Raw genomic sequence first — 25,184 nt, forward strand, 5'->3', positions numbered from 1 at the left:
CGGCGAGGCCCCGAACGGCCCGGCCCGGCGTGCGCCGTACCAGGCCGCGGCCTGGAATGGGGGGATGACCGCGCCTCCCGACGACTGCCTCGCGCGCAACGAGTGGATCTGCGGCGACTATCTGTCCTCCCGGAGCGAGATCCTCGGCGACGCCACCCTCCAGCACCTCCAGCTGACCTTCGTCTCGGTCGCCCTCGGACTGCTCCTCGCCGTCCCGCTCGCCGTCGCCGCCCGCCGCCGGCGCTGGGCCGCGGGACCGGTCCTCGGGATCACCACGATCCTCTACACGATCCCGTCCCTCGCGATGTTCTCGCTGCTCCTGCCCGTCTACGGGCTCAGCGCCTCCATCGTCATCGCGGGGCTCGTGCTGTACTCGCTCACCCTGCTCGTACGGAACATCCTGGCCGGTCTCCGCGCCGTCCCCGAGGAGACCCGGCAGGCCGCGCGCGGCCTCGGCTACGGCCCCGTCCGGATGCTGCTCACCGTCGAGCTGCCGCTCGCGCTCCCCGCCGCGATGGCCGGGCTGCGGATCGCCACCGTCTCCGCCGTCTCCCTCGTCACCATCGGCGCGATCGTCGGCTACGGCGGCCTCGGCAACCTCATCTACGCCGGGATGAACACCTACTTCAAGGCACAGGTCCTCACCGCCTCCGTCCTCTGCGTGATCATCGCGATCGCCGCCGACCTGCTCCTGCTCGGTCTGCAGCGGCTGCTCACCCCCTGGACCCGCAGGCAGGCCGCGTGAACACCCTCGCCGCCACCTGGGACTGGCTCACCACCGGCGCCAACTGGTCCGGCGACAACGGGGTCTGGAACCGGCTCGCCCAGCACCTCTACCTGACCGTCGTCTGCCTGGCGCTGAGCTGCGCCATCGCGCTCCCGGTCGCGCTCGTCCTCGGCCACCTCGGCAAGGGCGGGGCGCTCGCCGTCAACCTCTCCAACGTGGGCCGCGCCGTGCCCACCTTCGCCGTCCTCGTCCTGCTGCTGCTCAGCCCCATCGGCACGTACGGGGACTGGCCGACGATCATCGCGCTCACCCTCTTCGCGATCCCCCCGCTGCTCACCAACGCGTACGTCGGGATGCGCGGGGTCGACGCCGATGTCGTCCGGGCCGCGCGGGGCATGGGGATGACCGGCCGGCAGATGCTCGTCGGGGTGGAGCTGCCGCTCGCGCTGCCGCTGATCCTCACCGGAGTCCGGATCGCCGCCGTGCAGCTCGTGGCCACCGCGACCGTCGCCGCGCTCGCGGGCGGCGGAGGACTCGGCCGGATCATCACGGCCGGGTTCAACCTCGCCTCCACCCCGCAGGTCGTCGCGGGCGCCGTGCTCGTCGCCCTCTTCGCGCTGCTCGTCGAGGGCGTCTTCGAGGGTGCCCAGCGGCTCGCCCCGGCCTGGGCGCGGGGGACCGCGGGATGAGGGCGTGGCTCGTGAGGGTCGCGGCCGGCCTTGCGCTGCTCGTCCTCGCCGGCTGCGCCACGGGCCCCTCCCTGGAGAACCAGGGCGAGGTCACCGCATCGCCCGGCGACAGCCGCCATCTCACCATCGGCTCGGCGGGCTTCACCGAGAGCGACCTGCTGGCCCAGATGTACGCGCTGCTCCTGGAGCAGGCCGGCTACAGCACGAAGATCATCTCGGTCACCAACCGCGAGATCTACGAACCGGCCCTGGAGAACGGTCAGATCGACGTCGTACCGGAGTACGCGGCCACCTTCGCCGACTGGCTGAACGCCAAGGCCAACGGGCCGGACGCGCCGACCGTCGGCTCGCCCGACCTCGCCACCACGATGGCCGCGCTGCGCGGGCTCGCCACACCCCGGGGGCTCACGGTCCTCGACCCGGGCCGGGCCGTCGACCAGAACGCCTTCGCCGTCACGGGCGCGTACGCCAAGGAGCACGGGCTCAAGACGCTGAGCGACCTGGGCGCGGCGAAGCTGCCCGTACGGCTCGCGGCGGGCGACGAGTGCGTCCAGCGGCCGTACTGCGCGCCGGGGCTGCGCGAGACGTACGGGATCGACATCACCGGCGTCGACCCGAAGGGCGTCGGCACCACACCGGCCAAGCAGGCGGTGCAGAGCGGGCAGGACCAGATGGTCCTGACGACGAGCACCGACGGCACCCTCGACGAGTTCGGCCTGGTGCTGCTCGCCGACGACAAGAACCTCCAGAACGCCGACTACATCGTCCCGGTCGTCAACCACTCCCGCGCCGGTAGCGAGGGCGTGACGAAGGCCCTCGACCGCCTCAACACGGTCCTGACCACGGCGGACCTGGCCGCCATGAACGAGCAGGTGGACAGCTGGCGCCGGCTCCCCGAGGACGTCGCGCGGAGCTACCTCCAGGAGAAGAAGCTGATCCCGGCCGGTTAGGTTCGCGTGCGCGTGAAGGCCTGCTCAGGCGTCCACGCCTTCTCACGCGTCCACGCCTCTCATGCGTCCGCGACCGAGTCGAAGTCCACCTCGTCCCGCGCCACGCCCTGCGCGTCCGCGTCCACCGAGCGGCGGAGCGCCTCGTGGAGCTTGGCCGGGGTGAGGACGCCGAGGAAACGCGTCCCGTCCAGGACGGCGACCCAGCCCGCGTCGTGCTGGAGCATCTCGCTGAACGCGTGCTTCAGCGGGGCGCCGACCGGCACCCAGGCCTCCATGCGGCGGGCCAGGTCGCCGACCGTGCCCTCCTGGCCGGCGAGCGCGAGGGCGTCGGCGGCCACCCAGCCGTGCAGGTCGCCGTCGGGGCCGAGCACGACCGCCCAGCGGCCCCCGTCGGCGCGCAGCCGGGCCGCCGCGTCCGCCGCCGGCTCGTCGAGGCGGGCGACCGGCGGCTGCTCCAGGTCGTCCGGTTCGATCGTGGTCACCGAGAGCCGCTTCAGCCCCCGGTCGGCGCCGACGAACTGGGCGACGTACGGCGTGGCGGGCGTGCCGAGCACGGCCGCCGGGGTGTCGAACTGCTCGATGCGGCCCTGTCCGTACACGGCGATACGGTCGCCCATCCGGACGGCCTCCTCGATGTCGTGGGTCACCAGGAGGACGGTCTTGCGCACGGTGGCCTGGAGGTTCAGGAACTCGTTCTGGAGGTGCTCGCGGACCACGGGGTCGACCGCGCCGAAGGGCTCGTCCATCAGGAGGACGGGCGGGTCGGCGGCGAGCGCGCGGGCCACGCCGACGCGCTGGCGCTGTCCGCCGGAGAGCTGGGAGGGGTAGCGGGAGCCGTACGTCTTCGGGTCGAGGCCGACCAGGTCGAGGAGTTCGGCCGCGCGGGCCCGGGCCTTCGCCTTCTTCCAGCCGATCAGCGCGGGCACGGTCGCGGTGTTGTCGAGGATCGTCCGGTGCGGGAAGAGCCCGACCTGCTGGATGACGTAGCCGATGCCCCTGCGCAGTTTGACCGGGTCGACCGAGGCGATGTCCTTCCCGTCGACCAGGATCCGGCCGGAGGTGGGCTCGATGAGCCGGTTGACCATCATCATCGTGGTCGTCTTGCCGCAGCCGGACGGGCCGACCAGAGTGACCAGTTCGCCCTCGGCGACCTCGAAGCTCAGTCCGTCGACCGCGGACGTGCCGTCCGGGTACACCTTGCTGACCTGCTCGAACCGGATCATGGATCCACGCTAGGAGCCGCACGGGCCCGGCGCACGGGGACGGGGCCACTCGGGGACCGCCCGGACGCCCCGCCGTACCGGCCTTGTCATGACCCTTGCGAGCGGCTCGGCGAGGCTGCTATTCATCTTTCGTTAGGAAAGTTTCCTTCCAATACCCCCCGTCCCGGGAGTCCCCATGACTTCGGCACGATCAGCACGTCTCCGGCTGCGCTCCCTCGGTGCCGCAGGCACCGCCGCGGCCGCGCTCCTCCTCGGCCTGGCCACCGCGCCACCCGCGGCCGTCGCGGCCCCCGTCACCCACGAGGCGGAGACCGCGACCGTCTCCCAGGGCGTCGTCGAGTCCAACCACACCGGCTTCACCGGCAGCGGCTTCGTCAACTACGACAACGTCACCGGCAGCTCCGTCCAGTGGAACGTCAACGCCGCCCAGGCGGGCTCCGCGACCCTGACCCTCCGCTACGCCAACGGCACCGCCACCAACCGGCCGATGGACATCGCCGTCAACGGGACCGTCGTCGCCGCCGGCAAGTCCTTCGCCGGCACCGGGGCCTGGACCACCTGGGCCACCACGACCCTCACGGCCAACCTCAAGGCCGGCGCCAACACCGTCCGGGCCACCGCGACCACCGCCAACGGCGGACCGAACGTCGACCACATCAAGGTCGACACCGCCACCACCCCGCCCGTCACCGGCACCCCTGTCGAGATCAACGGCCAGCTGTCGGTCTGCGGCACCAAACTCTGCAACCAGTACGGCAAGCCGATCCAGCTGCGCGGCATGTCCAGCCACGGCACCCAGTGGTACCCGCAGTGCCTCACCAACGGCTCGCTCGACGCCCTCGCCACGGACTGGAAGGCCGACATCCTGCGCGTCTCCACCTACGTCCAGGAGGACGGCTGGGAGACCGACCCGACCAAGTTCACCAACCTCGCCAGCACCCTGATCGACCAGGCCACCGCGCGCGGCATGTACGTGATCGTCGACTGGCACATGCTCGACCCGGGCGACCCGAACGCCAACCTGGCCAACGCCAAGAAGTTCTTCACGGACATCGCGGGCCGGCACAAGAACAAGAACAACGTCTTCTACGAGATCGCCAACGAGCCCAGCGGCGTGAGCTGGTCCACGGTGAAGAGCTACGCCGAGCAGATCATCCCGGTCATCCGGAACATCGACGGCAACGCCCCGGTCCTGGTCGGCACCCGCGCCTGGTCCTCCCTCGGCGTCTCGGAGGGCGCCAACGAGACCGAGGTCGTGAACAACCAGGTCAACGCCTCCAACATCATGTACACCTTCCACTTCTACGCGTACTCGCACCGCGAGGAGTACCTGAACGCCCTGTCCCGGGCCGCCGACCGCATCCCGATGTTCGTCACCGAGTTCGGCACCCAGAACTACGCGGGTGAGGGCGCGAACGACTTCGCGATGACGCAGAAGTACATCGACCTGATGGCGAACAAGAAGATCAGCTGGACCAACTGGAACTTCTCCGACGACCACCGCTCGGGCGCGGTCTTCAAGACCGGCACCTGCGACAGCAACGGCCCCTGGACCGGCACCTCGTCCCTGAAGGAAGCCGGCGTCTGGATCCGGGACCGGATCAGGTCGGCGGACAACTTCCCGACCTCCTGACACCCCTCGGTGCGCCCCCGCCCGGCCGCCTGTGATGGACTGGACGGGCGGGGGCGTATCGAACAGGAGCAGCGTTGACCAGCTACCGCCAGCCCGGCCTCGTCCTCACCGACCACCGCTTCACCGTTCCGCTCGACCACGCCGTCCCCGACGGCGAGCGGATCGAGGTGTACGGCCGCGAGGTCGTCGCGGGCGGCCGGGCGGGCGAGGACCTGCCGTGGCTGGTGTACCTGGAGGGCGGGCCCGGCTTCGGGGCCCGCCGCTTCATCGGGCCGCAGGCCTGGCTCGGCCGGGCCGTCCAGGAGTACCGCGTCCTCCTCCTCGACCAGCGCGGCACCGGCCACTCCACCCCCGCCAACCGCCAGACCCTCCCGCTGCGAGGCACGCCCCGGCAGCAGGCCGACTACCTCGCGCACTTCCGGGCCGACGCGATCGTCCAGGACTGCGAGACCATCCGCCGCCGCCTCACCGGCGGCGCCCCCTGGACCGTCCTCGGCCAGAGCTTCGGCGGCTTCTGCGCCACCCACTACCTCTCCGCCGCACCCGAAGGCCTGAGCGCCGTCCTCGTCACCGGCGGGCTGCCCTCCCTGCACGCGAGCGCCGACGACGTCTACCGGGCCGCCTTCCCGCGGATCCGGCGCAAGGTCGAGGCCCACTACGCCCGCTACCCGCAGGACGTCGCCCGCGCCCGCCGGATCGCCGCCCACCTCCTGGAGCGCCCAGCCGCCCTGCCGAACGGCGGGCTCCTCACCGCCCGGGCCTTCCAGTCCCTCGGCATCCTGCTCGGCGGCGGCGAGGGCACCCACCAGCTGCACCTGCTCCTGGAGGACGCCTTCGTCCCCACCGCCGCGGGCCCCGCGCTCTCCGACGCATTCCTGGAGAACGTCCAGGCCCAGCTCTCGTACGCCGGGCACCCGCTCTACGCCGTACTCCACGAGGCCATCTACGCCCAGGGACAGGGGCCGACCGCCTGGGCGGCGGAACGGGTCCGCGCGGAGTTCCCCGAGTTCGACGCGGAGAAGACCCTGGCCGGCGACGGACCGCTGCTGTTCACCGGCGAGACCGTGCACCCCTGGCACTTCGAGACCGACCCCGCGCTGCGCCCGCTGCGCGAGACCGCCCACCTGCTCGCCGAACGGACGGACTGGGCGCCCCTCTACGACCCGGCGCGGCTCGCCGCCAACGAGGTGCCCGTCGCCGCCGCCGTCTACCACGACGACATGTACGTCGACACCGCCCACTCCCTGGAGACCGCCCGCGCGATCCGGGGCCTGCGGACCTGGGTGACGGACGAGTTCGAGCACGACGGCGTACGGGCGGGCGGCCCGCGCGTCCTGGACCGGCTGCTGTCGCTGACCAGGGGCGAGGTCTGAGGATTCGTGGCTCTCGGCCGTGTCCGCGTGGAAAAGTCCAAGCGGTGCGGCCTGATTGCTCATTGGCGGGTGCGTGGTGCGGCCGGTAGAACTCCTCGGAGCGCACCGAGGAGAGGACCCGGACATGACCACCCACGTCAGTGCCGAGATCGCTGCCCAGCCCGACTGCTGGCGCAGGGCCGGTGACACGGCCGCCGACCACGCCCGGCTGCTGCCCCGGCCGGGCGAGCGGGTCGCCGTCGTCGGCTGCGGGACCTCGTACTTCATGGCCCGCGCGTACGCCGCCCTGCGCGAGTCCCTCGGCGCGGGTGAGACCGACGCCTTCCCGGCCTCCGACGAGACCCCGCTCGGCCGCTCCTACGACCGGATCGTCGCGCTCACCCGCTCGGGCTCGACCACCGAGGTGGTGACGCTGCTCGCCCGCGCCTCCGGCCGGATCCCGACGCTCGTCCTGACCGCCGTCCCCGACAGCCGAGCCGCCCACCACGCGGACCGGGTCATCGGCCTCGGGTACGCCGACGAACGCTCCGTCGCCCAGACCCGGTTCGCCACGACCGCCCTCCAACTGCTGCGTGCGGGCCTGGGCGTGGACCTCGGCCCGTCGATCGCCGACGCCGAACTCGCCCTCTACGAACCGCTGCCGGCGGTCTGGGAACGGCGCGCCCAGTTCACCTTCCTCGGCGCGGGCTGGACGGCCGGACTCGCCGACGAGGCCGCGCACAAGCTGCGCGGGGTGGCCCGCGCCTGGGCGGAGTCGTACGCGGCGATGGAGTACCGGCACGGGCCGATCGTCATCAGCGACCGCACCAGTCTCGTGTGCTGCCTCGGGCCCGAACCGGCCGGGCTGCGGGACGAAGTGGAGGCCACCGGGGCGCTGTTCGCCGCCGACGCGATCGACCCGGTGGCCGCCCTGGTGCGGGCTCAGCGGCTCGCCGTGACGCTCGCCGCGCGGCGCGGACTGAACCCGGACCGCCCCCGGCACGCCTCGCGCTCGGTGATCCTCTCCGGAGCGCTCGGGCGTTGAGTGGTCGTATCCTGCGCCCATGATCGAGGACACGAACGCCACGGACCTGGCCGACATGCCCGACGACTGGCAGCGCGCGCTCGCCGTCGTCGCCCACCCGGACGACCTGGAGTACGGCTGCGCCGCCGCCATCGCGGGCTGGACCGACGCCGGCAAGGAGGTCGTCTACGTCCTCGCCACCCGGGGCGAGGCCGGCATCGACACCCTCGACCCCGCCACCTGCGGCCCGCTGCGCGAGCAGGAGCAGCGGGCGAGCGCGGAGGTGGTCGGGGTGTCGACGGTGGAGTTCCTCGACCACCGGGACGGCGTGATCGAGTACGGGCTCGGCCTGCGCCGCGACATCGCGGGCGCGATCCGGCGCCACCGCCCCGAACTCGTCCTCACCCTCAACCACCGCGACACCTGGGGCCCGGGCGCCGGAGGCTTCTGGAACACCCCCGACCACGTGGCCGTCGGCCGCGCCACGCTCGACGCGGCGGGCGACGCGGGCAACCGCTGGATCTTCCCCGAACTGACCGAGCGCGGCCTGGAGCCCTGGAACGGCGTCCGCTGGGTGGCCGTCGCCGGCTCCAGCACCCCCACCCACGCCGTCGACGCCACGCCAGGCGCCGAACGCGCCGTCCACTCCCTGCTCGCGCACCGCGCCTACATCGAGGCCCTCACGGACCAGGACCCGGAGGAGTACGTCCGCACCTTCCAGGCCTCCAACGACCAGCGCTACGCGTCCCGCTACGGCAACCGCCCGACGGTCGCCTTCGAGCTGTTCTCCCGCTGAGAGACGTTCCACCAGGTGGGTGCTGTCCGTGGCCAAGGGCGGTGTCAGTGGCGTGGCCTAATCTCGCCGTCATGACCACACTGCTCCTCCACGGCGGCGCGACCGACCCCACCGCACCCGTCTCCCGCGCCGGCGGCCTGCCCCTCGCCCCCGAGGGCTTCGGCTGGCCGCGCTGCGCCGAGTGCGCGGGGGCGATGCAGTTCATCGCCCACCTGGACCGCGGCACGGACGTCGTCGCCGTCTTCATGTGCCAGAACGAACCGGGCCTCTGCGAGGAGTGGGACGCGGCCGCCGGCGGCAACCGGGCGTACGTCTTCCCGGCGGAGGAGCTCACGCCGCTCGCCGCCCCGGCCGAGGGCGAGACGCTGCTCGACAAGGTCGCCGTGCTGACGGCCCGGCCCGTCGAGGCCGAGACGTACGGCAAGGAGGACACCTTCGGACCCGTGGACGGCATGGCCGTCCTCGGGCAGCTGGGCGGGGAGCCGTACTGGCTCCAGTGGGACGAGACCCCGGACTGCGGCGGCTGCGGCAAGGAGATGGGGTTCGTCGCCCAACTGGACCAGGTCGCCAACTTCGGCGGGGGATACGCCTATGCCTTCGCCTGCGACGCGTGCGCGGAAGCGGCCTTCCTCTGGCAGTGCTGAGCCCCTAGCCTGGCCCATGTCTGACGGATCGTCAGCAGTCAGGGGGTGCGCGGTGATCGACACGCTCGACAGGGAGATCCCGGCGGGCGAGGAACGGTTCACGTTCGTCGTCGAGGAAGGCGTCGGTGTGCTCACGCTCTGTCGGCCCGAGAAGCTCAACGGGTGGAGCTGGGAGGCCAGTCGGCAGCTCGGGATCATGGCCGACCGGATCCGCTTCGACGAGAACGTGCGCGTCGTGCTGCTGCGGGCCGAGGGGCGCGCGTTCTGCGCCGGTATCGACGTCACCGCGCCCGGCGGCGGGATCACCGGCCGGACGACGCCCGAGAAGATCCAGCGGTACGACGAGGGCATCCGCTGGGTCCACGAGCGCTTCGCCGTCCTCGCCCGGCTGCCGCAGCCGGTCGTGGCCGCCGTCCAGGGTTACTGCCTGGGCTTCGGCTTCGAGCTGGTCCTCATGGCCGACATCCGGATCGCCTCCGCCGACGCCGTCTTCGCCCTCCCCGAGGCCGGCCTGGGCGTCGCCGTCGACGCGGGCGGCGATCTGCGGATCGCCCGCGACGCCGGCGCGGGCTGGGCCAAGTACCTGGCCCTCACCGGCCGCCGGATCGACGCCGCCACCGCCGAACGGCTCGGCCTCGTCCAGCTCGTCACCGAACGCGACGAGCTGGACTCCACCGCCCGCGAGACGGCGGCCGCCATCGCGGCCGCCGCGCCGCTCGCGGTCCGGGCGATCAAGCGGAACATCGACGCCTACGCCGACCAGGGTCTGGCCGCCGCCCTCGACCGCACGGCCTCCGCCGCCGCGCTGACCCTCTCCTCCGCCGACGCCCGCGAGGGCTACGCGGCGAAGGCGGCACGCCGGGCCCCGCGCTTCGAAGGCACCTGACCTACTGCTGCGGGGCGGGCTTCAGGACCGCGAACGGGGCGCCGAACGGGTCGGCCAGCCAGGCGATGCGACCCACATCGGGGATGTCCGCCGCCGGCATGAGGACCGAGCCGCCGTTCCCCTGCGCCCGGGCCACGATGTCGTCCGCGTCGGCGACCGCGAAGTAGGGGATCCAGCGGGCGTGGTCCCCGCCCTGCTGGAGCTCGGCGACACCGCCGAAGGAGGTGTCCTGCAGGTCCCCCTCGGCGGTGGAGAGCACCCGGTACGTCATGCCCGGCGCGTCCATCTCCTGCGAGCGCCAGCCGAACAGCTTCCCGTAGAAGTCGATCGCGGCCGGCGGCTCCGGCACGTGCAGCTCCGCCCAGCACAGCGTGTTGTTCTCGGAGGTCCGCTGAAGCCCCTTCGTCGTCCCCGGCTGCCACAGCGCGAAGTCCGCGCCCGCCGGGTCCGACAGCTGCGCCATCCGCCCGGCGTCCATGACGTCCATGGGTTCGGCGCGCACCGACCCGCCCGCGCTCTCCGCGGCCTTCGCCGTGGCGTCGGCGTCGGGCGTCTGGAAGTACAGCGTCCACGCGCTGCTCGCCCCCTCCTCGGTCAGCGGACCGAGAGCGGCGACCGTCTGCCCGTCCTGCTGGAAGAACCCGTAGCCGCCCGCGTCCGGACCGGCCGAGGCGAACTCCCAGCCGAAGACGGCGGTGTAGAACGCGGCCGCGCCCACCGTGTCGGGGCTGCCGAGGTCGACCCAGTTGGGCGAACCCTTCGTGAAGTCCGTACCGAGCATGTGGTGTGCCTGCCTTTCGGTGTCTCAGGAGGTCCGTCCGGCCACCCTCGCCGATCCTCGCCCCGTTCCACCGCCCTCGCAGCCGCAGTCGCGCGGGTTCATCCGCGTGGACCAACCCACCCGCGTCACTCCCCGAACGGCCCCCGGCCCAGCTGCTCGCGGACCGGCACCACGGGATCGTTGACCAGGACTCGCCGCTGCCAGTTCGCGCCGTCCACCACCAGCGTGTGCCCGGAGACGAACCGGGCGTACGGAGACGCCAGGAACGTCGCCGCCCAGCCCAGCTCGCGCGGGTACCCGACGCGGAGCGCCGGCTGCCGGGCGTCCTGGAGCGGCGCCCGCACCAGCGCGCCCCGGATGTCGGCCGTCATGTCCTCGTGCGGCATCAGCCCCGGAACAAGCCCGTTGACCTGGATCCCGTACGGTCCCCACTCCACCGCCAGCGTCTCCACCAGGTTCTTCACCCCGGCCTTCGCCGCCGCCGAGTGGGCGAAGCCGGGGCCGCCGGTCCAGGCGTAGGAGGCGCCCACGTTGACGACGGAGGCGGGCGTCCGCGCGGCGAGGTGGCGGCGGGCGAACTCCCGGGTCATGAACCAGGTCCCGGTCAGCGTGATGTCGACCACCGCCCGCCAGCCGTTCGGCGACAACTCCTCCGCCGGTACGGGGAAGTTGGCCGCCGCGTTGTTGATCAGGACGTCCGGCCGGGCGCCGAGGGCGCTCTCGCAGGCGTCGAAGGCGCCGGCCACCGAACCGGGTTCGCGGATGTCGCAGACCGCCGTCGCCACCCGCGTCCCGGCGATCTCCGTCAGCTCCCGCCGCGCGGCCTCCAGGCGGGCGGCCGTCCGGCCCACGATCATCAGCTCAGCCCCGAGCCGCGCGAACTCGGCCCCGATCGCCTTCCCGAGCCCCGTACCGCCACCCGTCACCAGGACCACCCGCCCCTCGTACGTCCCCGGCGGCAGCGCGCTCACGCCGAGCGGGGGAGGGGCGGGCAGTCCGGGTGGGTCCGTCGCCTCGTTCGTCATGCCGCATCGATAGCGCGGCGGGGGCGAGAACTGAAGACCCGTCAGTTCATCCCGGACGTCCGTTCATCCCGGAAATCCGACGGTCTCGACCCTGGCGGCGACCTTGCGGTCCAGATCCTCCATGATCAGCTCCATGTTGATCGTCACGCCCGCGCGGTAGCTGCCGCTCGCCGCGTTGATCACCTGCTCCTGTGCGCCGATCGCGTTGCCCGCCGCCCACACACCCGGCACGCTCGTCCGGCCCGTCTCGTCCACGGCCACGAACGCGCCGAGCGGCGTCTCTCGGGTCTCCGCGCCGAGGGCCGTCAGCAGCCCGTCCCGGGGCGTCATGCGCGTACCGACGAAGAGCACGTCACGCTCCACGACCCGGCCGTCGGCCATCCGTACGCCGATGAACCGGTCGTCCTCGACGGCGAGACCGGCCGCCTCACCCTCCACCACCTGGATGCCCGCCGCCGCGACCTGGGCGCTCTGCTCCTCGGAGAGCGGTCCCGCCGTGTGCAGGAAGAGGGTCACGTCGGGGGACCAGTGGGAGACGATCAGCGCCTGGTGGGCGCCGAAGACGGGGTGCGCGAGCACGCCGAAGGCCCGGTCGCGGACCTCCCAGCCGTGGCAGTACGGGCAGTGCAGCACCTCCCGCCCCCACCGCTCGGCCACCCCGTCGATCGCGGGGAGCTCGTCGACGAGCCCGGTCGTGACGACGAGCCGGCGCGCCCGGACCCGGCGACCGTCGTCCACGGTCACCGTGAAGCCCTCGGTCCCCCCGTCCGGTACCGCCTCCGTCACCCGGCCGGCCGTCCACTCCACGCCGTACGCGGCGATCTCGCGCCGCCCCGTCTCCAGGAACGCCGCCGGGCTCATGCCGTCCCGGGAGAGGTAGCCCTGCATGTGGGCGGCCGGGGCGTTGCGCGGCTCGCCCGCGTCGACGACCAGGGTCCGGCGCCGCGAACGGCCGAGGATCAGGGCCGCGCTCAGGCCCGCCGCGCCGCCGCCGACCACCACGACGTCGTACTGCTCGGGTGCGTGTGTGTCCGTGTGCTCGCTGGATTCGCTCATACGGGAAGCGTGCCCCCGGGCGGTGGTCTCGACAAACATTCTTGCCGTTTCGGCAACCCGAGGCATCATGGAGTCATGACGGAACCAGCGACCGAACCAGCGAACGACTCGACGGCCGACACCGGAGACGACCGCATCGACGCCGTGCTCAACGAGGTCGGCCCGCGGCTGCGCCGGATCCGGCGCGAGCGCGGCGCGACCCTGGGGGACCTCTCCGCCTCCACGGGCATCTCCGTGAGCACGCTCTCCCGGCTCGAGTCCGGCCGCCGCAGGCCCAGCCTGGAGCTGCTGCTTCCCATCGCCCGCGCCCACCAGGTGCCGCTGGACGAGCTCGTCGGCGCGCCGCCGGTGGGCGACCCGCGGGTCCGGGCCAAGCCGATCGTGCGCCACGGCCGCACGATGTACCCGCTCACCCGCCAGCCGGGCGGCCTCCAGGCGTACAAGGTGCTTCAGGAGAAGCCGTACGAGAACCCGGACCCGCGGGTGCACGAGGGGTACGAATGGCTCTACGTGCTCTCCGGGAAGCTCCGGCTCGTCCTCGGTGAGCACGACGTGGTCCTGGGGGCGGGGGAGGCGGCCGAGTTCGACACGCGCGTGCCGCACTGGTTCGGGCCCACGCCGGACGGTCCCGTGGAGTTCCTGAGCCTCTTCGGGCCGCAGGGCGAGCGGATGCACGTACGGGCCCGGCCGAAGCAGTCCTGAGGGCCGGCCGGGCCGCCCCCGGCCCGCTGCCGGGAGCCGCGGCCAAGAAGTCCGCCGCGTATGGTTCCACCAGGCACAAGCGACCGCTTAGTATGCGACCGACCGCGCAGTACGGACGACGGCTGGTGGAGGACCGCGATGCAGGCATGGCGAGTGCACGAGAACGGCGAGCCGGGCGAGGTGATGCAGCGCGACGAGGTGGAGACGCCCACACCGGGCGCCGGACAGCTCCTCCTCAAGGTGCGCGCGGCCAACGTCAACTTCCCCGACGCGCTGCTCTGCCGGGGCCAGTACCAGGTGCGGCCCCCGCTGCCGTTCACCCCGGGGGTGGAGATCTGCGGCGAGACCGAGGACGGGCGGCGGGTCATCGCGACCCCCGCCCTCCCGTACGGCGGCTTCGCCGACTACGCGGTGGCCGACGCGGCGGCCGTGCTGCCCGCCCCCGAAGCCCTTGACGACGCGGAGGCGGCCGCGCTCCACATCGGCTACCAGACCGGCTGGTTCGGGCTGCACCGCCGTGCCGCGCTGAAGGAGGGCGAGACGCTGCTCGTCCACGCCGCCGCGGGTGGCGTCGGCAGCGCCGCCGTCCAGCTCGGCAAGGCGGCCGGCGCCACCGTCATCGGCGTCGTCGGCGGATCGGACAAGGTCGAGGTCGCCCGGGCGCTCGGCTGCGACGTCGTCGTGGACCGGCGCTCCGAGGACGTCATCGCCGCCGTCAAGGAGGCCACCGGCGGCCGGGGCGCCGACGTGATCTACGACCCCGTCGGCGGCGAGGCGTACGCCCAGTCGGCGAAGGTCGTCGCCTTCGAGGGCCGGATCGTCGTCGTCGGCTTCGCGAGCGGGGCGATCCCCTCGCCCGCCCTCAACCACGCCCTCGTCAAGAACTACTCGATCGTCGGCCTTCATTGGGGTCTGTACAACCTCAAGGACCCGGCGGCGATCCTGCGGTGCCACGAGACGCTCACCGAGTACGCCGCCAAGGGCCTGATCAAGCCCCTGGTCAGCGAGCGCGTCCCGTTCGAGGCCGCGGCCGACGCCGTGCAGCGCGTCAGCGAGGGCGTGACCACGGGCCGGCTCGTCGTCCTCCCGGAAGGGGCCGCGTGATGGCCACCGCGATCGACGCCGACGAACTGCGCTCCCGTACCCGCCGGTTGCTCGCCGAGCACCCGCCCGCCACCACGGACCGCACCGACTTCCTCCGCGCCCGCTTCGACGCCGGGCTCGCCTGGGTCCACTACCCCGAGGGCCTCGGCGGACTCGACGCCCCGCGCTCCCTGCAGGCCGTCGTGGACGCCGAACTCGCCGCCGCCGACGCCCCCGACAACGACCCGCGCCGGATCGGCATCGGCCTCGGCATGGCCGCGCCGACCCTCCTCGCGTACGGCTCCGACGAGGTCAAGGAGCGCTTCCTCAGGCCGCTCTGGGTCGGCGAGGAGGTGTGGTGCCAGCTCTTCAGCGAGCCCGGGGCCGGCTCCGACCTCGCCGCGCTCGGTACCCGCGCCGTCCTCGACGAGGCGACCGGCGAGTGGGTCGTCAACGGCCAGAAGGTGTGGACGTCCAGCGCCCACGTCGCCCGGTGGGCCATCCTCATCGCCCGCACCGACCCCGATCTGCCGAAGCACAAGGGCATCACGTACTTCATCTGCGACATGTCCGACCCGGGTGTCGAGGTGCGGCCGCTGCGCCAGATCACCGGCGAGGCCGAGTTCAACGAGGTCTTCCTCACCGACGTCCGCATCCCCGACGCCCACCGGCTCGGTGAGATCGGCGACGGCTGGCGGGTCGCCCAGACCACGCTCATGAACGAGCGGGTCTCGATCGGCGGCGCCCGCATCCCGCGCGAGGGCGGCATGATCGGGCCGGTCTCCACGACCTGGCGCGAACGCCCGGAGCTGCGGACCCACGACCTCCACCGGCGGCTCCTCGACCTCTGGGTGGACTCCGAGGTCGCCCGCCTCACCGGCGAGCGGCTGCGCCAGCAGCTCGTCGCCGGGCAGCCGGGCCCCGAGGGCAGCGCCATGAAGCTGGGCTTCGCCCGCCTCAACCAGGCCATCAGTGGTCTGGAGGTCGAACTCCTCGGAGAAGAAGGGCTGTTGTACGGGGACTGGACCATGCGCCGCCCCGAGCTCGTCGACTTCACCGGCCGCGACGCCGGGTACCGCTATCTGCGCTCCAAGGGCAACTCGATCGAGGGCGGCACGACCGAGGTCCTGCTCAACATCGTCGCCGAACGCGTCCTCGGCCTGCCCTCCGAGCCCCGCAACGACAAGGACGTCGCCTGGAAGGACCTCGCGCGATGACTGACCTCCTCTACTCCGACACCGAGGACGACCTGCGGTCCGCGGTCCGCTCCCTGCTCACCGACCGGGCCGACCCGAGCGTGCTGCTGGGCCGGATCGAGACCGGCGACCCGTACGTCCCCGGGCTCTGGAAGTCCCTCGCGGGCGAGATCGGCGCGGCCGGACTCCTCGTCCCCGAGGAACTGGGCGGCCAGGGCGCGAGCCACCGCGAGGCGGCCGTGGTCCTGGAGGAGCTCGGGCGCGCGGTGACCCCGGCTCCGTACCTGACGAGCGCGGTCGTCGCGACCGAGACCCTGCTCGCCCTGGACACCGGGAGCGCCCCGGTCGCCGAGCTGCTCGCCGGTCTCGCCGCGGGCCGCACGGTCGTGGTGCTCGCGCTGCCGCTGTCCACGGCCCCGGGCGCCCGGACGTCCCCGGCGGACACCGCGACCGGCGTCGGCGACGCGCCCGCCGCCGACGTCCTCCTCGTCCCGCGGGAGGACGGCCTGTACGCGGTCCCGGCCGACGAGGCCACGCTCGTACCGCAGACACCGCTCGACCTGACCCGCCCCCTGGCGACAGTGACGACGGCCGCCGGCACGGGCACCCGCCTCGCCGACGCGGCGACATCGCAGGCGGCGGTCGAACGCGGCCTCCTCGCCGGAGCCGGACTCCTCGCCTCCGAGCAGCTCGGGCTCGCCGAGTGGTGCCTGGAGGAGACCGTCCGACACACCCGCACCCGCTACCAGTTCAACCGGCCGGTCGGCTCCTTCCAGGCGCTCAAGCACCGCATGGCCCAGCTCTGGCTGGAGATCGTGAACGCCCGCGCGGCGGCCCGCGCCGCCGCCGACGCCCTCGCGACCAACAGCCCGGAGGCCCCGCTGACCGTCGCCGTCGCCCAGGCGTACTGCGCGAAGGTCGCCGTCCACGCCGCCGAGGAGTGTGTCCAACTCCACGGCGGCATCGGCATGACCTGGGAACACCCCGCCCACCTCGCCCTGAAGCGAGCCAAGTCCGACCAGATCGCCCTGGGTTCGACGGGACACCACCAGAACACGATCGCCGCCCTGGTCGACCTTCCGGCCCCGGCCTGACCGCGGGACAGGGGCCCAGGAGGCCGAAGTAAGGGTCCCGCTGTGCCCGCACCCCTTTACATACTGTTTAATTGCATGTTGTTCGCAACAACAGTTGATCTTCAAGAGGGGTGTGGGCACGATGACCGCCCGATCCATACGCGGCACCGCCGCCGTCGCGCTGGCCGGGGCACTGGCCCTCACCGCGGCCGCCTGTTCGAACCCCGGCGGCGGCGCCGCGGGCTCCGGCGGGGCGAAGGACTCCGCGGTCGTCGGCATCGCCTACGAGCCCGAGACGCTCAGCCCGCTCCTCGGCTACGGCAAGGACGGCAACTCCAAGATCTTCGACGGGCTCCTCGCCTTCGACGCGGACATGAAGCTGAAGCCGGCCCTCGCCGTCAAGCTGCCCCACATCAGCGACGGCGGCCTCACCTACACGTACACCCTCCGCGAGGAGGTCGCCTTCAGCGACGGCGCCCGGTTCACCGCGAAGGACGTCGTCTTCACGTACAGGACGATTCTCGACCCGAAGACCAACAACCCGTCAAAGACCGAGCTCGACGCCCTCAAGAGCGTCGAGGCGGTCGGCGACGACACCGTCGTCTTCCGGCTCAAGTACCCCTACGCGCCCTTCGCCGAGCGCACCGTCCTCGGCATCGCGCCCGAACACGTCGCGGGCAGGCAGGACGTCAACACCGGGGCCTTCACCACGAAGCCGATCGGCACCGGGCCGTACGTCCTCAGCGACTGGTCCAAGGGCGAGAAGCTCAGCTTCAAGGCCAACCCCACCTACTGGGACGGCTCGCCGAAGGTGAAGAAGTTCACCATGGCCATCATCAAGGACGACGACGTCCGCGCCACCCGGCTTCGCTCCGGTGACCTCGACGGCGCCATCCTGCCGCCGAACCTGGCCGCCGGGTTCAAGGGCGACAAGGCGAAGAAGACGTACGCCGCGAAGACGTACGACTACCGGACCGTCACGCTCCCCACGCACAACAAGGTCAGTGGCGACGTCGCCGTCCGCCGCGCGCTCGACGTCGCCGTCGACCGGCAGGCCATGGTCGACAAGATCCTCGAAGGCGCGGGCAAGCCTGCCTACGGACCCGTTCCCACCGGCAGCGAGTGGTTCGCCAAGGGCACCGAGCGCCGCCACGACCTCGACGCCGCCAAGAAGATCCTCGACGAGGCCGGCTGGAAGCCCGGCGCCGACGGGGTCCGGGTGAAGGACGGCGTACGGGCCGAGTTCCCGCTCTGGTACCTCTCCGGCGACAAGCTCCGCCAGGACCACGCCCTCGCGTACGCCTCCGACGCCAAGAAGGCCGGCATCGACATCAAGACCCAGGGCGGCACCTGGGAGGTCATCGAGCCCCGGATGAAGACCGACGCGGTCCTCGCCGGCGGCGGCTCGCCCGGCGACCCCGACTTCGACCAGTACCTGCTGCTGACGTCCAGCCTCGGCGGCGACGGCTTCAACAACATGGCCTGGTACGACAACAAGACCGTCGACAAGGCCCTCGTCGACGGGCGCCGGACCAACGACCCGGTCAAGCGGCGCGCCGCGTACGACACCGTGCAGCGCGAACTGGTCAAGAACCCCGGCTACACCTTCCTCACCCACATCGACCACCTCTACGTGGTGAACGACAACTGGGACGGCCTGTCCACCCAGACCGAGCCGCACGACCACGGCCTCGCGTCCGGCCCCTGGTGGAACGTCGAGAGCTGGAAGCCCAAGGACACCCAGAAGTGAGCCGGCGCCTCCCCTGGGGGGCCATGGCGAGGATGACGGGACGGCGGGCCCTGTTCGCCGTCCCCGTCCTCCTCGGCGTCACCTTCGCGGTCTTCGCCGTCGCCGAAGCCTCCCCCTTCGACCCCGTCAAGGCCTACGCGGGCACCGCCGGGCTCACCTCCTCGCAGGAGAACCTGGACCAGCTCCGCGCCAACCTCGGCGTCGACCAGCCGCTCACCACCCGCTGGTGGGAGTGGCTGACCTCGGCGCTCCAGGGCGACCTCGGCGATTCCAGCGTCATGCGCCAACCCGTCGCCGACGTCATCGCCGAGCGGATCGGCTGGTCGGCGCTGCTCGCCACCACCGCCTTCCTCGTCGCCATCGCGCTCGGCACCGGCCTCGGTGTCCTCGCCGGGCGCCGCAGGGGCGGACTGCTCGACCGGGCCGTCAGCTCCGCCGCGTACACCCTGGAAGCCGCCCCCGCCTTCTGGCTCGGGCTGCTCGCCATCTGGTTCTTCGCGCTCAAGCTCGGCGCCCTGCCGGCCGGCGGACTCACCGACACCGCCAGCGACACCGTCACCTTCGACCAGGTCGCCACCCACCTCGTGCTGCCCGCCCTCGTCCTCGGCGTCTCCCAGCTGCCCTGGTTCTTCCTGTACGTCCGCCAGGGCGTCGGCGACGCCCTCGAAGAGGACCCCGTGCGCGGGGCACGCGCGCGTGGCCTGCGCGACCGGACCGTCCTCCTCGGCCACGCCCTGCGCTCGGGAATGCTCCCGATGCTCACCCTCGTCGGCTCCCGCGTCCCCGAACTCATCACCGGGGCGCTGCTCGTGGAGACCGTCTTCAGCTGGCCCGGCATCGCCGCCGCCACCGTCCAGGCCGCCACCTCCGTGGACTTCCCGCTGCTCGCCGCGCTCACCGTGCTCGCGACGGCCGCCGTCCTCCTCGGCAACCTCCTCTCCGACCTGCTGTACGGGCTCGCCGACCCGAGGGTGGGATTCGATGGCTGAGCAGCGCACCCGGCGCCTGCGCCTGTGGTCCTCCGCCGGGATCACCGGCGCCGTCCTTCTCGCCGTTCTCCTCGTGCCGCCGATCGTCCAGCTCGACGAGCAGGCCGTCGACCTCTCCCTGAAGCTGCTGCCGCCGTCCTGGGAGCACCCCTTCGGCACCGACGACGTCGGCCGCGACCTGCTCCTGCGCTGCGTCTACGGGCTGCGGATCTCGCTCCTCGTCGGCGTGGTCGCCGCCCTCGTCGCGACCGTCATCGGCACCGCCGTCGGCGCGGCCGCCGCCTCCCTGGGCGGCTGGACCGACCGGGTCGTGATGCGGATCGTCGACGCCTTCTCCTCCGTACCGCACCTGCTGCTCGGCATCTTCATCGTCGCCATGTTCCGGCCGGGCGTCTGGCCGGTCATCGTCTCCGTCGCCCTGACCCACTGGCTGTCGACGGCCCGGATCGTCCGCTCCGAGGTCCTCTCGCTGCGCTCCCGTCCGTTCGTGGACGCGGCGATCTCCGGCGGCGCCTCGCGGTGGCGGGTGACCGTGCGCCATCTGCTGCCCGCGGTCCTGCCGCAGGCCGGACTCGCCGCCGTCCTGATGGTGCCGCACGCCATGTGGCACGAGTCCGCGCTCTCCTTCCTCGGCCTGGGCCTGCCCAGCCACCAGGCCAGCCTCGGCAACCTGGTCCAGTCCGCGCGCGCCTCGCTGCTCGCCGGGGACTGGTGGCCGACGCTCTTCCCCGGACTGCTCCTCATCGTGCCGACCCTGGCCGTCGCCGGGCTCGCCGGCGCGTGGCGGGACCGGCTCAACCCGCGCCGCCGATCGGAGCTGATGCTGTGACCGCCCCGGACTCGCGTGTCGTACGTGCCCTGGAGGCGGTCACCGCTGGGGGTCCCCCCGCCGCAGGTAGGGGGAGCACCGACGGCGCCGTGCTCAGCGTGCGCGGCCTCTCCGTCCGCTTCCGGATGCGCGGCGCCCGCCACGTCGCCGCCGTCAGCGACGCCGACTTCGACCTCGCGGCGGGGGAGTGCCTCGCCCTCGTCGGCGAGAGCGGCTGCGGCAAGTCCGTCCTCGCCTCCGCGCTCCTCGGCCTCCTGCCGGGCAACGCCGAGACCTCCGGCACGGCTCTGCTCGACGGCGTCGACCTGCTCGCCGCCGACGAGAAGACCCTGGCCCGTACGGTACGAGGACGGCGCGTCGGTCTCGTACCGCAGAGCCCGGCCGCCCACCTCACACCCGTACGAACCGTCCGCGCCCAGCTGGAGGAGACCGTCCGCGAGCTGACGGCCACCGCACGGCGGGAGCGCCGCGCGGCGGCCGAGAAGGCGGCGGAACGGGCCGCGTTCCCGGCCGGGCACCTCGACCGGTACCCGCACGAACTCTCCGGCGGCCTCGCCCAGCGTGCCGCCACCGCGCTCGCCCTCATCGGCGACGCCCCGCTCCTCCTCGCCGACGAGCCGACCACCGGGCTCGACCGCGACCTGGTCGACCGGACCGTCGACGAACTGCGCCGCCACGCCGACGACGGCCGGGCGCTGCTGCTCATCACCCACGACCTGGCGGCCGCGGAGCGGATCGCCGACCGGGTCGCGGTGATGTACGCGGGCCGGATCGTCGAGTCGACCCCCGCGCACCGCTTCTTCGGCGAGCCGGGCCCGAGCCACCCGTACGCCCGTGGCCTCCTGAACGCCCTGCCCGACCGCGCGTTCACCCCCATCCCCGGCATGCCGCCCGAGCTGACCGCCCTCCCGCCCGGCTGCGCGTTCGCCCCGCGCTGCCCCCGGGCGACGGAGGCGTGCGACACGCCACCGGCCCTCCTGGCGGGCGTCGCCTGCCACCACCCGGAGGCACGGCCGACCGACGCACCCGGAGCGCCCCGTGCTTGAACTCGACTCCATCACCGCCGGATACGAACGCCGCAACCCGGTCGTCCGGGGCGCCTCGCTCACGGTCGCACCCGGCGAGTCCGTCGGGCTCCTCGGCCCCAGCGGCTGCGGCAAGTCCACGCTCGCCCGGGTCGCCGCGCTGCTGCACCGCCCGGAGGTGGGGCGCGTCACGATCGACGGGGAGTCCGTACGGGGCTGGCGCCACCGGGCCCCCCGGCCGCTGCGGACGGCCGTCGGCGTGGTGTTCCAGCAGCCCCGGATGTCCGCCGACCCGCGCCTGTCGCTGTACGACCTCATCGCCGAACCGCTGCGCGCCACCGGCGGCCGCGCGGAGGTCGAGCCGCGCCTCGCCGAACTCGCCCCGACGGTGGGCCTCACGGCCGACCTGCTGGCCCGCCGCCCCCACGAGGTCAGCGACGGCCAGCTCCAACGCGCCTGCCTGGCCCGGGCGTTGGTGCTCCGCCCGCGTTGGCTCATCTGCGACGAGATGACGGCGATGCTCGACGCGTCCACGGCGGCGGCGCTGGTCGCGGCCGTGGAGGCCTACCGTACGGAGTCCGGCGCGGGCCTTCTCGCCGTCGCCCACGACCGCGTCCTGCTGACCCGCTGGCGCGACCGCACGATCGAGTGGGCGGACTGCGTGGCCGCCGAGAAGTCCTGACAGCGCAACGCGTCGTAGGAAGCCGCCCGTTCAGGGGATGCGAACCATCGGCGGACGGCCGGCGTCCGGTCGGCCAACACCTTTGGATAGCGGGCAAGTTGGTGCCTGACTCCGGTCATACTCGGTCGGGTCCGCGTCGACCCGTCCCCCAGGAGTCTCCCCATGGCGCCCCTGTCCCGGCGTTCCACCGTCGCCGCCCTCGCAGCCGGAGCCGCCGGAGTCGCCGGCCTCGTGCTGCCCGGCACCGCCGTCGCCGCCCATCGCGTCAGGCCCCTGCCGCAGGCGCACGCGCACAACGACTATCTGCACGCGCGGCCCCTTCACGACGCCCTCGCCCATGGGTTCACCAGCGTCGAGGCCGATGTCTTCCTGGTCGACGGGGAGTTGCTCGTCGCGCACGAGCCTGCCGAACTCGACCCGAGCCGGACGCTCCGCTCGCTCTACCTCGACCCGCTGTTCGCCCGCGTGCGCGCCAACCACGGGGCCGTGTACCCGGGTTACCGCCACCCCGTGCAGCTCCTCATCGACATCAAGGCCGACGGCGTCGCCGCGTACCAGGAGCTCCACCGCCAACTCCGCCCGTACCGGCGGATGCTGTCCACCTACGCCGCCGGCCACGTCCGGCTCGGCGCCGTGACCCCCGTCATCTCGGGCGACCGCGCCGCCCGCGCCCCGATGGAGGCGCAGGATTTCCGCCACGCCTTCTACGACGGCCGGCTCGACGACCTCGCCGCCGCGGCCCCGGCGCCCGCCTCCTTCATCCCGCTCATCAGCTCCAACTGGACCCAGTCCTTCGGCTGGACCGGCGTCGGCCCCTTCCCCGCCGAGGAGCGCTCCCGGCTCCGCTCGATCGTCCGCACCGCCCACGCGCGCGGACAGCGGGTCCGCTTCTGGGCCACTCCCGACGCCCCCGGACCCGCGCGCGACGCCCTCTGGGGCGAACTGCGGGCCGCCCGGGTGGACCACATCAACACCGACGACCTCGCCGGGCTCCGCGCCTACCTGAACCGCTGACACGGAATCCCACCCGTTCGGCCGACATGCCGTACGGCCGGACGGCGCTCCCGCTGCGCCACACTGGCCGCCGAACGCCGCGATTCCGGCGCGGCGCAAGGAGGGTGTGGGCGATGGCCGTGTCCGTTTCTGTCGTACTTCTGCTGCTCGTCCTGGCGGTGATCTTCCTCCGCAACGGTGGCCTCAAGTTCTCCCACGCGCTGGTCTGCGCCCTGCTCGGCTTCTTCCTCGCCGGCACGAGCATGGCGCCGACCATCCAGAACGGGGTCGCCGCCACCGCCAACGTCGTCAGCAGCCTCAAGCCGTAACGTTTCGCGACTCCTCGGTCGGTTCGTTGCGCGATCATGAAGTGGGTATGAAACCAGCGGCAGTTCCATGTACATCTCATGCACTCGGGCCTAACGTCGGCCGCCGGCGCGACCGACGTACGCATCCGAGGAGCCGCATTGACCACCCCCACCGGACGAGCCCGCGCGCTCGCCCTGATCGCCGTGGCGAGCGCCATTGCCCTCGCGTTCGCCACGCCCGCCGCTCTCGCCGACGACATACCGAAGGCCCCCGGCCACCGGCTCGTCGCCCCGTACCAGGGCGCCCCCGCGCCCGCCCGGCCCGTGCCGGGCGACGCGCCCGACCAGCATCCGTACCTCGCGCCGAACGGGCGCAGCGGTATGCACGCCGACGGCGCCGGCAGCGGTACGCACCCGTTCTCCGGCCCGCTCGGGCGTGACCCGCAGGTCTCCAGCGAGAAGATCGCCGCCGTCGGCGGAGAGTGCGCCACGGCCACCTTCGATGCGGGCGGCCGTCTCGTCACCGTCTGCGGTACGTTCTCCGGCTTCCTGCTCAAGCTGCTCGACCCGCGCACCCTGGACACCCTCGCCGAGTACAGGCTGCCGCAGCGCTCCTCGACCGTCGAGGCGATCACCCGGCTCGACTTCGAGAAGATCTTCAAGGACACCTCGGGCGGCGCCTACTTCTACCTCGACAACCAGGACCGGGTCGTCCTCGCCGACTCCCGGCAGCACGTGCTGCGGATCGCACACCGTCAGAAGGCCGACGGCGCTTGGGAGTTCGTCGTCGAGAACGACTGGGACCTCACCCCGCTCGTCCCGCACGACTGCGTCACCTGGACCAACCTCTTCCCGAGCGGCGTCTGCGACCCCATCACCTCCGTCATGCCGGACTACGACGGCCGCGTCTGGTGGGTGACCCGGCTCGGACGGGTCGGCACCGTCGACCCCGCCACCGGCACGCTCCGCTCGATCCGTCTGGACGGCGAGGAGATCCAGAACTCCTTCTCCGTCGCCAGGGACGGTGTCTCCATCGTCTCCGACCACGCGCTCTACAGCTTCCGCGCCGACCCCGACGGCACCCCGCGCGTCCAGTGGCGGCAGACCTACGACCGGGGGACCGGCACCAAACCCGGCTCGGTGAACCAGGGTTCGGGCACCACGCCCGACCTCTTCGGCACCGGTGACCAGTACGTCGCGATCACCGACAACGCCGACGACCGGATGAACGTCCTCGTCTACCGGCGCGGCGCCGACGTCCCCGAAGCCGAACGGCTGGTCTGCAAGGTGCCGGTCTTCCGTTCCGGCGCCTCCACCACCGACAACTCCCTGATCAGCTGGGGCAACAGCCTCGTCCTCGAGAACAACTACGGCTACGAGAACCCCACCACGCTCACCTTCGGCCGCAGCGTGGTCGGCGGCGCCACCCGGATCGACGTCCGGGCCGACGGCAGCGGCTGCGACACCGTGTGGGAGAGCGACGTCCGCTCACCCTCCACCGTCCCCAAGCTCTCCACCGCCAACGGACTGCTGTACTTCTACGAGAAGCAGCCGAACCCCCTCGGCGTGGACGCCTGGTACCTGACGGCCGTCGACTTCCGCACCGGCAAGCGCGCCTGGAGCCAGCTCACCGGCACCGGTCCGGCCTACGACAACAACTGGGCCCCGATCACCATCGGGCCCGACGGCACGGCGTACGTCGGCGTCTTCAACGGGATCGTCGCCGTCCGCGACGGCGGCTGACGACGACCACGGCTGACGGCGACTG

At 72.7% G+C, this 25,184-nt stretch carries 25 protein-coding genes; 21 read left to right on the forward strand and 4 right to left on the reverse strand.

The genetic code is table 11. The features are described from left to right. The first annotated feature begins 64 nt into the window (after positions 1-64). Genes AB0F56_RS18475 through AB0F56_RS18485 form a run of 3 tightly spaced genes read left to right on the forward strand, consistent with a single transcriptional unit; the run spans position 65 to position 2,366 of the window. Positions 65-745: an ABC transporter permease gene (locus AB0F56_RS18475; protein ID WP_362010525.1), complete on the forward strand. Its 681-nt coding sequence runs from the start codon at positions 65-67 to the stop codon at positions 743-745. After that, entirely contained in the window at positions 742-1,416 is a 675-nt protein-coding gene (locus AB0F56_RS18480) for an ABC transporter permease (protein WP_362010528.1), read from the forward strand. The genes AB0F56_RS18475 and AB0F56_RS18480 overlap by 4 nt, the downstream gene beginning before the upstream one ends. Then, positions 1,413-2,366 carry an ABC transporter substrate-binding protein gene (locus AB0F56_RS18485; protein ID WP_362010531.1) on the forward strand — a complete coding sequence of 318 codons (954 nt, stop codon included), beginning with the start codon at positions 1,413-1,415 and terminating at the stop codon, positions 2,364-2,366. Before AB0F56_RS18480 ends, AB0F56_RS18485 begins: the two co-directional genes overlap by 4 nt. Before the next feature lie 59 nt (positions 2,367-2,425). Here the strand turns inward: AB0F56_RS18485 and AB0F56_RS18490 are convergent, their stop codons facing one another. Further along, complete coding sequence (locus AB0F56_RS18490) at positions 2,426-3,589, reverse strand: betaine/proline/choline family ABC transporter ATP-binding protein (protein ID WP_362010534.1); 1,164 nt, start codon at positions 3,587-3,589, stop codon at positions 2,426-2,428. A 175-nt stretch (positions 3,590-3,764) separates the two neighbouring features. On the opposite strand from AB0F56_RS18490, the gene AB0F56_RS18495 reads away from it, so the two are divergent. The 6 genes from AB0F56_RS18495 to AB0F56_RS18520 all read left to right on the forward strand — a co-directional run bounded on the left by AB0F56_RS18495 (position 3,765) and on the right by AB0F56_RS18520 (position 9,924). Continuing rightward, positions 3,765-5,222 (forward strand): cellulase family glycosylhydrolase, encoded by a 1,458-nt coding sequence (locus AB0F56_RS18495; RefSeq protein WP_362010537.1) that lies wholly within the window; start codon positions 3,765-3,767, stop codon positions 5,220-5,222. Positions 5,223-5,296: 74 nt separating this feature from the next. After that, positions 5,297-6,595, forward strand: coding sequence for an alpha/beta fold hydrolase (locus AB0F56_RS18500; RefSeq protein WP_362010540.1), 1,299 nt, complete (start codon positions 5,297-5,299; stop codon positions 6,593-6,595). 124 nt (positions 6,596-6,719) lie between these two features. Further along, positions 6,720-7,619, forward strand: coding sequence for an SIS domain-containing protein (locus AB0F56_RS18505; RefSeq protein WP_362010543.1), 900 nt, complete (start codon positions 6,720-6,722; stop codon positions 7,617-7,619). Positions 7,620-7,638: 19 nt separating this feature from the next. Next, positions 7,639-8,394: a PIG-L deacetylase family protein gene (locus tag AB0F56_RS18510; RefSeq protein WP_362010546.1), complete on the forward strand. Its 756-nt coding sequence runs from the start codon at positions 7,639-7,641 to the stop codon at positions 8,392-8,394. 71 nt (positions 8,395-8,465) lie between these two features. After that, entirely contained in the window at positions 8,466-9,038 is a 573-nt protein-coding gene (locus AB0F56_RS18515; RefSeq protein WP_362010549.1) for a hypothetical protein, read from the forward strand. A 52-nt stretch (positions 9,039-9,090) separates the two neighbouring features. After that, positions 9,091-9,924, forward strand: coding sequence for an enoyl-CoA hydratase/isomerase family protein (locus AB0F56_RS18520; protein ID WP_362010552.1), 834 nt, complete (start codon positions 9,091-9,093; stop codon positions 9,922-9,924). Position 9,925: 1 nt separating this feature from the next. Here AB0F56_RS18520 and AB0F56_RS18525 read toward each other — a convergent pair whose 3' ends face one another. The 3 genes from AB0F56_RS18525 to AB0F56_RS18535 form a co-directional block, all read right to left on the reverse strand. Then, positions 9,926-10,705: a VOC family protein gene (locus tag AB0F56_RS18525; RefSeq protein ID WP_362010554.1), complete on the reverse strand. Its 780-nt coding sequence runs from the start codon at positions 10,703-10,705 to the stop codon at positions 9,926-9,928. Between the two features lie 125 nt (positions 10,706-10,830). Then, positions 10,831-11,730 carry an SDR family oxidoreductase gene (locus AB0F56_RS18530; protein ID WP_362010557.1) on the reverse strand — a complete coding sequence of 300 codons (900 nt, stop codon included), beginning with the start codon at positions 11,728-11,730 and terminating at the stop codon, positions 10,831-10,833. Between the two features lie 63 nt (positions 11,731-11,793). Next, positions 11,794-12,786, reverse strand: coding sequence for an NAD(P)/FAD-dependent oxidoreductase (locus tag AB0F56_RS18535; protein ID WP_362010560.1), 993 nt, complete (start codon positions 12,784-12,786; stop codon positions 11,794-11,796). 75 nt (positions 12,787-12,861) lie between these two features. Here AB0F56_RS18535 and AB0F56_RS18540 point away from each other — a divergent pair, with 75 nt between their 5' ends. From AB0F56_RS18540 to AB0F56_RS18595, 12 genes are all read left to right on the forward strand, one after another. Further along, positions 12,862-13,488, forward strand: coding sequence for an XRE family transcriptional regulator (locus AB0F56_RS18540; RefSeq protein ID WP_362010562.1), 627 nt, complete (start codon positions 12,862-12,864; stop codon positions 13,486-13,488). Between the two features lie 138 nt (positions 13,489-13,626). Next, a complete protein-coding gene (locus AB0F56_RS18545) occupies positions 13,627-14,592 on the forward strand; it encodes an NADPH:quinone oxidoreductase family protein (protein WP_362010565.1) in 966 nt (321 codons plus the stop codon). After that, positions 14,592-15,788 (forward strand): acyl-CoA dehydrogenase family protein, encoded by a 1,197-nt coding sequence (locus AB0F56_RS18550; protein ID WP_362010568.1) that lies wholly within the window; start codon positions 14,592-14,594, stop codon positions 15,786-15,788. The genes AB0F56_RS18545 and AB0F56_RS18550 overlap by 1 nt, the downstream gene beginning before the upstream one ends. Then, positions 15,785-16,861: an acyl-CoA dehydrogenase family protein gene (locus AB0F56_RS18555; protein WP_362010570.1), complete on the forward strand. Its 1,077-nt coding sequence runs from the start codon at positions 15,785-15,787 to the stop codon at positions 16,859-16,861. The genes AB0F56_RS18550 and AB0F56_RS18555 overlap by 4 nt, the downstream gene beginning before the upstream one ends. 121 nt (positions 16,862-16,982) lie before the next feature. Further along, positions 16,983-18,590, forward strand: a complete 1,608-nt coding sequence (locus AB0F56_RS18560) for an ABC transporter substrate-binding protein (RefSeq protein WP_362010573.1) — start codon at positions 16,983-16,985, stop codon at positions 18,588-18,590. Between the two features lie 23 nt (positions 18,591-18,613). Further along, entirely contained in the window at positions 18,614-19,579 is a 966-nt protein-coding gene (locus AB0F56_RS18565) for an ABC transporter permease (protein WP_362010576.1), read from the forward strand. Next, positions 19,572-20,408 (forward strand): ABC transporter permease, encoded by an 837-nt coding sequence (locus tag AB0F56_RS18570; protein ID WP_362010577.1) that lies wholly within the window; start codon positions 19,572-19,574, stop codon positions 20,406-20,408. Before AB0F56_RS18565 ends, AB0F56_RS18570 begins: the two co-directional genes overlap by 8 nt. Before the next feature lie 125 nt (positions 20,409-20,533). Further along, positions 20,534-21,454 carry an ABC transporter ATP-binding protein gene (locus AB0F56_RS18575; protein WP_362010885.1) on the forward strand — a complete coding sequence of 307 codons (921 nt, stop codon included), beginning with the start codon at positions 20,534-20,536 and terminating at the stop codon, positions 21,452-21,454. Beyond that, entirely contained in the window at positions 21,447-22,115 is a 669-nt protein-coding gene (locus AB0F56_RS18580; RefSeq protein ID WP_362010580.1) for an ATP-binding cassette domain-containing protein, read from the forward strand. Before AB0F56_RS18575 ends, AB0F56_RS18580 begins: the two co-directional genes overlap by 8 nt. A 162-nt stretch (positions 22,116-22,277) precedes the next feature. Further along, entirely contained in the window at positions 22,278-23,129 is an 852-nt protein-coding gene (locus AB0F56_RS18585; protein ID WP_362010583.1) for a phosphatidylinositol-specific phospholipase C/glycerophosphodiester phosphodiesterase family protein, read from the forward strand. A 113-nt stretch (positions 23,130-23,242) separates the two neighbouring features. Next, positions 23,243-23,437 carry a hypothetical protein gene (locus AB0F56_RS18590; protein ID WP_352190023.1) on the forward strand — a complete coding sequence of 65 codons (195 nt, stop codon included), beginning with the start codon at positions 23,243-23,245 and terminating at the stop codon, positions 23,435-23,437. A 138-nt stretch (positions 23,438-23,575) separates the two neighbouring features. Beyond that, complete coding sequence (locus AB0F56_RS18595) at positions 23,576-25,159, forward strand: hypothetical protein (protein ID WP_362010585.1); 1,584 nt, start codon at positions 23,576-23,578, stop codon at positions 25,157-25,159. The last annotated feature ends 25 nt before the right edge of the window (positions 25,160-25,184 follow it).

Source organism: Streptomyces sp. NPDC026092, from assembly GCF_040638605.1.
Taxonomy (GTDB): domain Bacteria; phylum Actinomycetota; class Actinomycetes; order Streptomycetales; family Streptomycetaceae; genus Streptomyces.